This window comes from uncultured Arenimonas sp., assembly GCF_963976025.1.
In the GTDB taxonomy this organism is placed as follows: domain Bacteria; phylum Pseudomonadota; class Gammaproteobacteria; order Xanthomonadales; family Xanthomonadaceae; genus Arenimonas.
In genome coordinates this window covers 1-7,097 of record NZ_CAXBJS010000139.1, presented here as the reverse complement: position 1 = coordinate 7,097, position 7,097 = coordinate 1, and the positions used below count along the sequence as shown (strand labels likewise).

Annotated in this window: 8 protein-coding genes; all 8 read right to left on the bottom strand. The window is 69.1% G+C overall.

Annotation, left to right across the window (positions count from 1 at the left end; translation table 11 throughout):
- On the bottom strand, nt 1-2,177 hold a 2,177-nt coding region (locus tag AACZ35_RS10735; RefSeq protein WP_339829058.1), incomplete at its 3' end, for a heavy metal translocating P-type ATPase.
- Nucleotides 2,174-2,671 carry a FixH family protein gene (locus tag AACZ35_RS10730; RefSeq protein WP_339829056.1) on the bottom strand — a complete coding sequence of 166 codons (498 nt, stop codon included), beginning with the start codon at nt 2,669-2,671 and terminating at the stop codon, nt 2,174-2,176. The genes AACZ35_RS10735 and AACZ35_RS10730, both read right to left, overlap by 4 nt.
- Complete coding sequence (locus AACZ35_RS10725) at nt 2,671-4,224, bottom strand: cytochrome c oxidase accessory protein CcoG (protein ID WP_339829054.1); 1,554 nt, start codon at nt 4,222-4,224, stop codon at nt 2,671-2,673. Before AACZ35_RS10725 ends, AACZ35_RS10730 begins: the two co-directional genes overlap by 1 nt.
- A gap of 3 nt (nt 4,225-4,227) precedes the next feature.
- Nucleotides 4,228-4,521 carry a hypothetical protein gene (locus AACZ35_RS10720; RefSeq protein WP_339829051.1) on the bottom strand — a complete coding sequence of 98 codons (294 nt, stop codon included), beginning with the start codon at nt 4,519-4,521 and terminating at the stop codon, nt 4,228-4,230.
- Complete coding sequence (gene ccoP, locus AACZ35_RS10715; protein WP_339829048.1) at nt 4,518-5,441, bottom strand: cytochrome-c oxidase, cbb3-type subunit III; 924 nt, start codon at nt 5,439-5,441, stop codon at nt 4,518-4,520. Before ccoP ends, AACZ35_RS10720 begins: the two co-directional genes overlap by 4 nt.
- A complete protein-coding gene (locus tag AACZ35_RS10710) occupies nt 5,438-5,578 on the bottom strand; it encodes a CcoQ/FixQ family Cbb3-type cytochrome c oxidase assembly chaperone (protein WP_339829045.1) in 141 nt (46 codons plus the stop codon). The genes ccoP and AACZ35_RS10710 overlap by 4 nt, the downstream gene beginning before the upstream one ends.
- A 1-nt stretch (nt 5,579) precedes the next feature.
- On the bottom strand, nt 5,580-6,185 hold the full coding sequence (gene ccoO / locus AACZ35_RS10705; protein WP_339829042.1) for a cytochrome-c oxidase, cbb3-type subunit II: 606 nt from the start codon (nt 6,183-6,185) through the stop codon (nt 5,580-5,582).
- A gap of 9 nt (nt 6,186-6,194) precedes the next feature.
- A partial coding sequence (locus tag AACZ35_RS10700) for a cbb3-type cytochrome c oxidase subunit I (protein ID WP_339829039.1) occupies nt 6,195-7,097 on the bottom strand: 903 nt, incomplete at its 5' end.

Genomic DNA, 7,097 nt, shown 5'->3' with positions numbered 1-7,097 from the left:
ACCGACTGCGGCAGGCGCATCAGCGAGGCACCGGCCAGCACCAGGTCGGCCGAACGATGCGCCAGCGGCGCGCCGCCGGCCATCGCCACCGAGACATCGGCGCCGGCCAGCACCGGCGCATCGTTGATGCCGTCGCCGACGGCCAGCACGCGCCGGCCCTGGGCCTGCAGCGCGCGCACGGCGGCCAGCTTGTCTTCCGGCGACTGCCGCGCGGCGAAGTCTTCGATGCCCAGCCTGGCGGCGACCGCGGCAACGCTGGTTTCACCGTCGCCGCTGAGCAGGTGCGGCGGCAGGCCCAGGGCGCGCAGGCTGGCCACGGCCTCCTGTGCATCCAGGCGGACGGGGTCGCTGGTCTCGAAGCGGGCGAAGGCGGTGCTGCCGTCGCCCAGCCAGAGCGCGCCATCGTCGGCGCGGCCGGCGGCGAATTCGGCGCGACCCAGCCGGTAGGCGCGGCCATCCACTTCGCCCTGCACGCCGTGGCCGGGCAGGGTGCGCACCGAGGTGGCGGTGGGCACGTCGGGCATTGCGAAGGCCAGGGCCAGGGGATGACCGGCGTTGGCTTCCAGCGCCGCGGCGATGCGCTGCCAGTGGCCGATGTCGCCTTCAATGGCCTGCGCGCTGTGCAGGCGCGGCTGGCCCAGGGTCAGGGTGCCGGTTTTGTCCAGGACCACCACGTCGGCGCGGGCCAGGCTTTCCAGTGAATCCGCGCCCAGCGCCAGCACGCCCCAGCGCGCCAGCGTGCCGTGGGCCGTGGCAAGGGCCGTGGGCACCGCCAGCGACAGCGCGCAGGGGCAACTGACCACCAGCACGGCCAGTGCGATTTCGAACGCGCGTTCGGGCTGCAGCTGCCACCAGACGGCGAAGACGATGATCGCGGCGACGAACAGCGAAACCACGAAACGCTGCGCCACGGCGTCGGCGAAGCGCGCCACCCGCGGCCGCGTGGACTGTGCGCGGTCGACCGCCCGCACCAGCTGCGACAGCCGGGTGTCGGCGCCGGTGCGGGTTACCCGCAGGCGCAGCGGCGCTTCGCGGCAGGCGCTGCCGGCATACAGCGGATCGCCCGCGGTCTTTGCCACGGCCGTGGACTCGCCGGTAAGCAGGGATTCGTCCAGCGCCGCGGCGTCATCAATCAACTCGCCGTCGGCAGGCACGGTGTCGCCGGCACCGACCTGCACCACGTCGCCGGTGCCAAGCGCCGACACCGGCACCTGTTCGCGTCCGCCGCCCGCTTCGCGCCAGGCCAGGGCCGGCTGCGCGCGCGCCAGGGTGTCCAGGCGCGCGCTGGCCTGCCGGCGCGCCATGCGTTCAAGGAAACGCGCCGCCAGCAGGAACAGCACGAACATCACCGCGGCGTCGAACCAGACGTGGGTGCCGCCGCGCAGGGTTTCCACCAGGCTGGCGAAATAGGCCAGCAGCACCGAGGTCGCCACCAGGGTGTCCATGCCGGGGCGGCGTTCGCGCAGTTCGGTGGCCATGCCGGCAAGGAAGGGCCACCCCGAGAAGAACACCACCGGCGTGGACACCAGGAAGGTGATCCAGCGGAAGAAGTCGCGCGTGGCCGGCGCCATCTCGTTGGCGGTGTCCAGGTACAGCGCCTCGGCGAACATCATGGCCTGGGTGGTGCCCAGCGCGGCGACGCCCAGGCGGGCGATCAGGCGGTTGCGTTCGCGGCGGCGCTCGCGTTCGGCGGCTTCGCCCTGGGCCAGGTGCGGGCGGTAGCCCAGCGAGGCCAGCCGCGCCAGCACCTGCGACAGCGGCTTGCGCCGGGGATCCCAGGCGATGCGCACGCGGCCGGAGATGGCGTTGGCGCCGGCATCGCTGACGCCGGGTTCGCGGCGCAGGGCATGGTCGATCAGCCAGGCGCAGGCGGCGCAGTGCATGCCTTCGCAGACGACGGTGATCTCGCGGCCTTCAGGCGTGTCGATGGCGTGGCCGGACTGCACGTCGGCGCGGTCCCAGGCGCTGTAGTCGGCGGGCGACAGGTCGACGCGGGCACCGGCGGAATCGCGCAGGCGGTAGTAGTCGCCCAGGCCGGCGTCGCGGATCCAGCTGGCGGCCGCGGCGCAGCCGGTGCAGCAGACCTCGCGCTCGTCGCCGTCGAGACGCACGCGAACCGGACCCGCAGGCAGGGGCTCGCCGCAGTGGAAGCAGCCCGGCGGTGCCGAGGGGTTCACGGGGCCGCGAGTGCGGGCGCCAGCGCGACCTCGGTGTCGCCGGGGTGGTAGCGCCCGACCAGCCGCCAGCTGCCGTCGTCGGCGACCAGGCGCAGCTGCCAGACGTGCGTGGACGCCACCGGGCCGTCGGTGCGCCAGCCCTGCGGGTCGGGCAGCAGGGTCAGCTGGCGGTCCAGGGAGGACTCAAGCGGATGCACCAGCTGCAGCGTGGGCGCGCGCGGGCCCGTGGCCTGGTCCAGGCGCAGCAGGGCGCTGCCGTCCTCGATCGCCAGCGTGGCGCCGAGGCCGCGGCTGGCGGCCTGGGCATCGGCCTCAATGGACGCGACCTGCACCTGGGCCGTGCGCCGGACGGGATCGGGATCGGCATCGACCGCACTCTTGCCCGAGGCGACCATCAGGGTCCAGACGCCGGCGACGATGGTGGCCGCCGGGATCGCCAGCACCAGCCAGAGCACCGGGTTGCGCGAGAAAGACGACTTCTTCTGGCTGTCCATCAGAAGGGCCCGAAGAAGCGGGTTTCTTCGGCCGCGCTGACGCCTTCGGCATTCGAGTCAACCACCAGTTCCAGGTCCACGCGGCCCTTGGCCAGGCCAGCGGGCGCGCGCAGGGTGATCGGCACGGTCAGCACTTCTTCGGCCGCGGCCCGGTGCACGGCGCCGGCCTCGACCAGGGTGATGCCGTCCGGGCCGTTGATGCGGATGGTGAATTCACGGGGCACGATGTCCTTGTTGACGATGCGCACGACGTAGGCATTTTCGATGCTGCCGTCGGACGTGGTGCGATAGAGTGCGTTGCGATCGCGCAGGACATCAACGATCAGCGGGCTGCGCTGGGCGATGCCGACCGCGAAGCCGATCGCAAGCGCGACCAGCAGGCCGCCGTAGATGAGGATGCGCGGGCGCAGCAGGCGCACGTGTTTGCCTTCCACGGCGTTGTGCGAGGTGTAGCGCACCAGGCCCCGCGGGTAGCCCATCTTGTCCATCACCATGTCGCAGGCGTCCACGCAGGCGCCGCAGGCAATGCACTCGTACTGCAGGCCGTTGCGGATGTCGATGCCGGTGGGGCAGACCTGCACGCAGATGGTGCAGTCGATGCAGTCGCCGAGGTCTTCGGGCGAGTTCACTTCGGGCGGCGGCGGCAGGCCGTGCTGTTCGTCCACCACCAGGCCGGTGGTGGCGCGGGCGCCGAGCTGCAGGTCGGCGGCGCTGCGGTGCTGGGCGGCGTTCACCACGGCGCTGGTGGCGACGTCCAGCGGCAGCAGGCCGCGGGCGCGTTCAAGCACGCTGCCCAGCTTGCCCTTCTTGCGCGGCCCGCGCGGTTCGCCGCGCAGGGGGTCGTAGGCGATGATCAGGGTGTTGCGGTCGAACATCGCGCCCTGGAAGCGTGCGTAGGGACACATGTACTTGCAGACCTGTTCGCGCAGCACGCCGGCGTTGCCCCAGGTGGCCAGCGAGTAGAACAGCACCCAGAAGATTTCCCAGCCGCCCCATTCGAAGGGCGACAGGCGCGCGGCCAGGTCGCGGATGGGGGTGAAGTAGCCGACGAAGGTGAAGCCGGTCCACAGCGCGAACACCAGCCACAGGAAGTGCTTGGCACCCTTGCGCATGAACTTCTCGCGGGTCCACGGCCCGTTGTCGAGCTTCATGCGCTTGTTGCGGTCGCCTTCGGTCCAGCGCTCCATCCAGATGAAGACTTCCGTCCACACCGTCTGCGGGCAGGCGTAGCCGCACCACAGCCGGCCGGCGACGGCGGTGAAGAAGAACAGCGAAAGCCCGGCCATGATCAGCAGCAGGGCCAGGTACAGGAAATCCTGCGGCCAGAACACCAGCCCGAACACGTAGAACTTGCGCGCCGGCAGGTCCCACAGCACGGCCTGGCGGTCGTCCCACTGCAGCCAGGCAAAGCCGTAGTACATGCCCAGCAGCCAGATGACCGCGGCCTTGCGCAGGCGCTGGGTCAGCCCGTCCTGCTCACGCGGGTAAACCTTCTTTTCCGAGACGTAGAGCGAAAGCTCGTCGACGAGTTCGCTGGGAATCTTGCGCGCCATGGCTCAGCCACCCGCCAGGGGTTTGTTGAATCGGCTGGCGGGCCTGAGCAGGATCCAGGTGAACAGGCTGCTTGCGGCCGTGCAGGCCCAGAACATGAAGAAACCGATCGTGTAACCCAGGCCGCGGCTTATCTCGACCTCGGGGAAGGTCATGTCGCGCAGCAACAGCGGGTCAACGAAGGCGAAGAACACCATCGTCGCCACGCCGGCGGCGAAGAAGCTGGGCCAAAGGATCGCCCCGAGCCGCTGGGCGAGCGGTCGGGGCGGGTGGTCCATACGGTCGGCAGTCTGGTTCATGGGGCGTCGGGGGGCTCGCTGGCTTTTTCCTGCGACAGGGTCCAGACATAGGCGCCCACCAGGCGGCTGCGGGTTTCGCCGATGATCGGGCCATGCGCCGGCATCATGCCGTTGCGGCCATTCCTGATGCCTTCGCTGATGGTGGCGAAGTCGTTGCCGTAGAGCCAGGTGTCGTCGGTGAGGTTGGGCGCACCCAGGATCGGGTTGCCCTTTCCTTCGACGCCGTGGCAGGCCGCGCAGACGCCGCCGTACTTGGCCTTGCCGGCCTCGGCGAGGGCCGGGTCGGCCTTGATGCCCGACAGGCTCTGCACGTAGGCCGCCACCTCGGTGACGCCGACGTCGCCGCCGATCGCCGCCGCCAGGGGAGGCATCGCGGCCTGTCGGCCCTGCACGATCGAGGCCAGGATCTGGTCGGGTTCGCCGCCCCAGAGCCAGTCGTTGTCGGTGAGGTTGGGGAAACCCCTGGCGCCACGCGCATCCGCGCCGTGGCACTGGGCGCAGTGGTTCTGGAACAGGCGTCCACCGAAGGCCAGGGCTTCTTCGTGCTGCGCGACCTGGTCGATCGGCATGCCGTCGAAGCGCCCGTAGGCTTCGGCCAGGCGGGCATCGGCTTCGGCCTTGTCGGCGTCATGTTCCCGGGCCGAGGTCCAGCCGGACGTGCCGGCGAAATTGCCCATGCCGGGATACCAGGCCAGGTAACCGATCGAGAACACGATGGTCAGCCAGAACAGGATGATCCACCAGCGCGGCAGCGGCTTGTTGTACTCGGTGAGGTCGCCGTCCCACACGTGGCCGGTGGTTTCGGAGCTGTCCTTGGAGTCTCCACCGCGACGCTTGGAGGTCCACCAGAGCAGCCAGGCGCAGCCGCCGACGTTGAGGACGATGAGGGCAATGACGTAAAGGGACCAGCCGGTAGTCATGGGGTGTTCTCGCTCTGGTCTTCCAGGGGCAGTCGGGCGGCGGCGTCGAACTCGGGCTTGCGCTTGCGGCTGAAAGCCCAGGCGACGCCAGCCAGGAACAGGATGAGAAGCAGGACGGTAGCGATGCCGGTGATCATGTCAGTTCACCGGCGCATGCTTGCCGAGGCCCTGCAGATAGGCGATCAGCGCGTCCATCTCGGACTTCCCGGTCACTGCGGCCGCAGCGCCGGCGATGTCTTCGTCGGTGTACGGGTCACCCAGCTTCTGCAGGGCGCGCATGTTGCGCGTCACCGCCGCCGGGTCGACCGCGGTTTCGGCCATCCAGGGGTAGCCGGGCATGTTCGAGACCGGCACGACGTCACGCGGGTTCATCAGGTGAACGCGGTGCCAGTCGTCCGAATACCGGCCGCCAACACGCGCCAGGTCGGGGCCGGTTCGCTTGCTGCCCCACTGGAACGGGCGGTCGTAGACCGATTCACCCGCCAGCGAGTAGTGGCCATACCGTTCGGTTTCGTGGCGCAGGGTGCGGATCATCTGCGAGTGGCAGTTGTAGCAACCTTCGCGCACGTAGATGTCGCGCCCGGCCAGTTCAAGCGCCGGGTAGGGCTTCACGCCCGGAATCGGCTTCACGGCTTCGGCCTGGTACATCAGCGGAACGATTTCGGCGAGGCCGCCGAAGCTGATGGCAATGGCGATCAGGATCGCCATCCAGCCGACATTGGTTTCGATCTTTTCGTGGCTCATGTCGGTTCCTCAGGCGTGCGTCTGGGCGGCGGGGGGCAGCACCGGCGTTTCCACCGCGCCCTTGGCCAGGCGGAAGGTGCGCACGGTGTTCACGCACATCAGCAGCATGCCGGCGATCACCAGCAGGCCGCCAAGCAGGCGCACCAGGTAGTAGGGATAGTTGAACTGCACGATCTCGGCGAAGACATAGGTGAGCGTGCCGTCGTCGTTCGCGGCGCGCGCCATCAGGCCCTGGTAGATGCCGGCGATCCACATGGACACGGTGTAGAGCACCACGCCGATGGTGTGGATCCAGAAGTGCTGGTCGATCATGCGGGTGCTGGCCATTTCCTTCAGGCCCAGGCAGCGCGGGATCAGCATGTAGATCGAGCCGATCGAGATCATCGCCACCCAGCCCAGGGCGCCCGAATGCACGTGGTCGATGGTCCAGTCCGTGTAGTGGCTGAGCGCGTTGACCGTCTTGATGGACATCATCGGGCCCTCGAAGGTGCTCATCATGTAGAACGAGATGGCGACGACGAGGAACTTGATGATCGGGTCGGTGCGCAGCTTATGCCAGGCGCCCGAGAGGGTCATGATGCCGTTGATCGCGCCGCCCCAGCTGGGTGCCAGCAGGATCAGCGAGAACACCATGCCCACCGACTGCACCCAGTCGGGCAGGGCGGTGTAGTGCAGGTGGTGCGGGCCGGCCCACATGTACACGGCGATCAGCGCCCAGAAGTGCACGATTGAAAGCCGGTAGCTGTAGATAGGGCGGTTGGCCTGGCGCGGCACGAAGTAATACATCATGCCCAGGAAGCCGGCGGTCAGGAAGAAACCGACCGCGTTGTGGCCGTACCACCACTGCACCATGGCATCCACGGCGCCGGAATAAACCGGGTAGCTGTGCATCAGGCCGGCCGGCATGGCCAG

Excerpts from the sequence above, each read along its gene's own strand:
- ccoP (WP_339829048.1), bottom strand. The coding sequence starts at position 5,441 with ATGACTACCGGCTGGTCCCTTTACGTCATTGCCCTCATCGTCCTCAAC.
- AACZ35_RS10710 (WP_339829045.1), bottom strand. The coding sequence starts at position 5,578 with ATGATCACCGGCATCGCTACCGTCCTGCTTCTCATCCTGTTCCTGGCT.
- AACZ35_RS10720 (WP_339829051.1), bottom strand. The coding sequence starts at position 4,521 with ATGAACCAGACTGCCGACCGTATGGACCACCCGCCCCGACCGCTCGCC.
- AACZ35_RS10730 (WP_339829056.1), bottom strand. The coding sequence starts at position 2,671 with ATGGACAGCCAGAAGAAGTCGTCTTTCTCGCGCAACCCGGTGCTCTGG.
- AACZ35_RS10725 (WP_339829054.1), bottom strand. The coding sequence starts at position 4,224 with ATGGCGCGCAAGATTCCCAGCGAACTCGTCGACGAGCTTTCGCTCTAC.
- ccoO (WP_339829042.1), bottom strand. The coding sequence starts at position 6,185 with ATGAGCCACGAAAAGATCGAAACCAATGTCGGCTGGATGGCGATCCTG.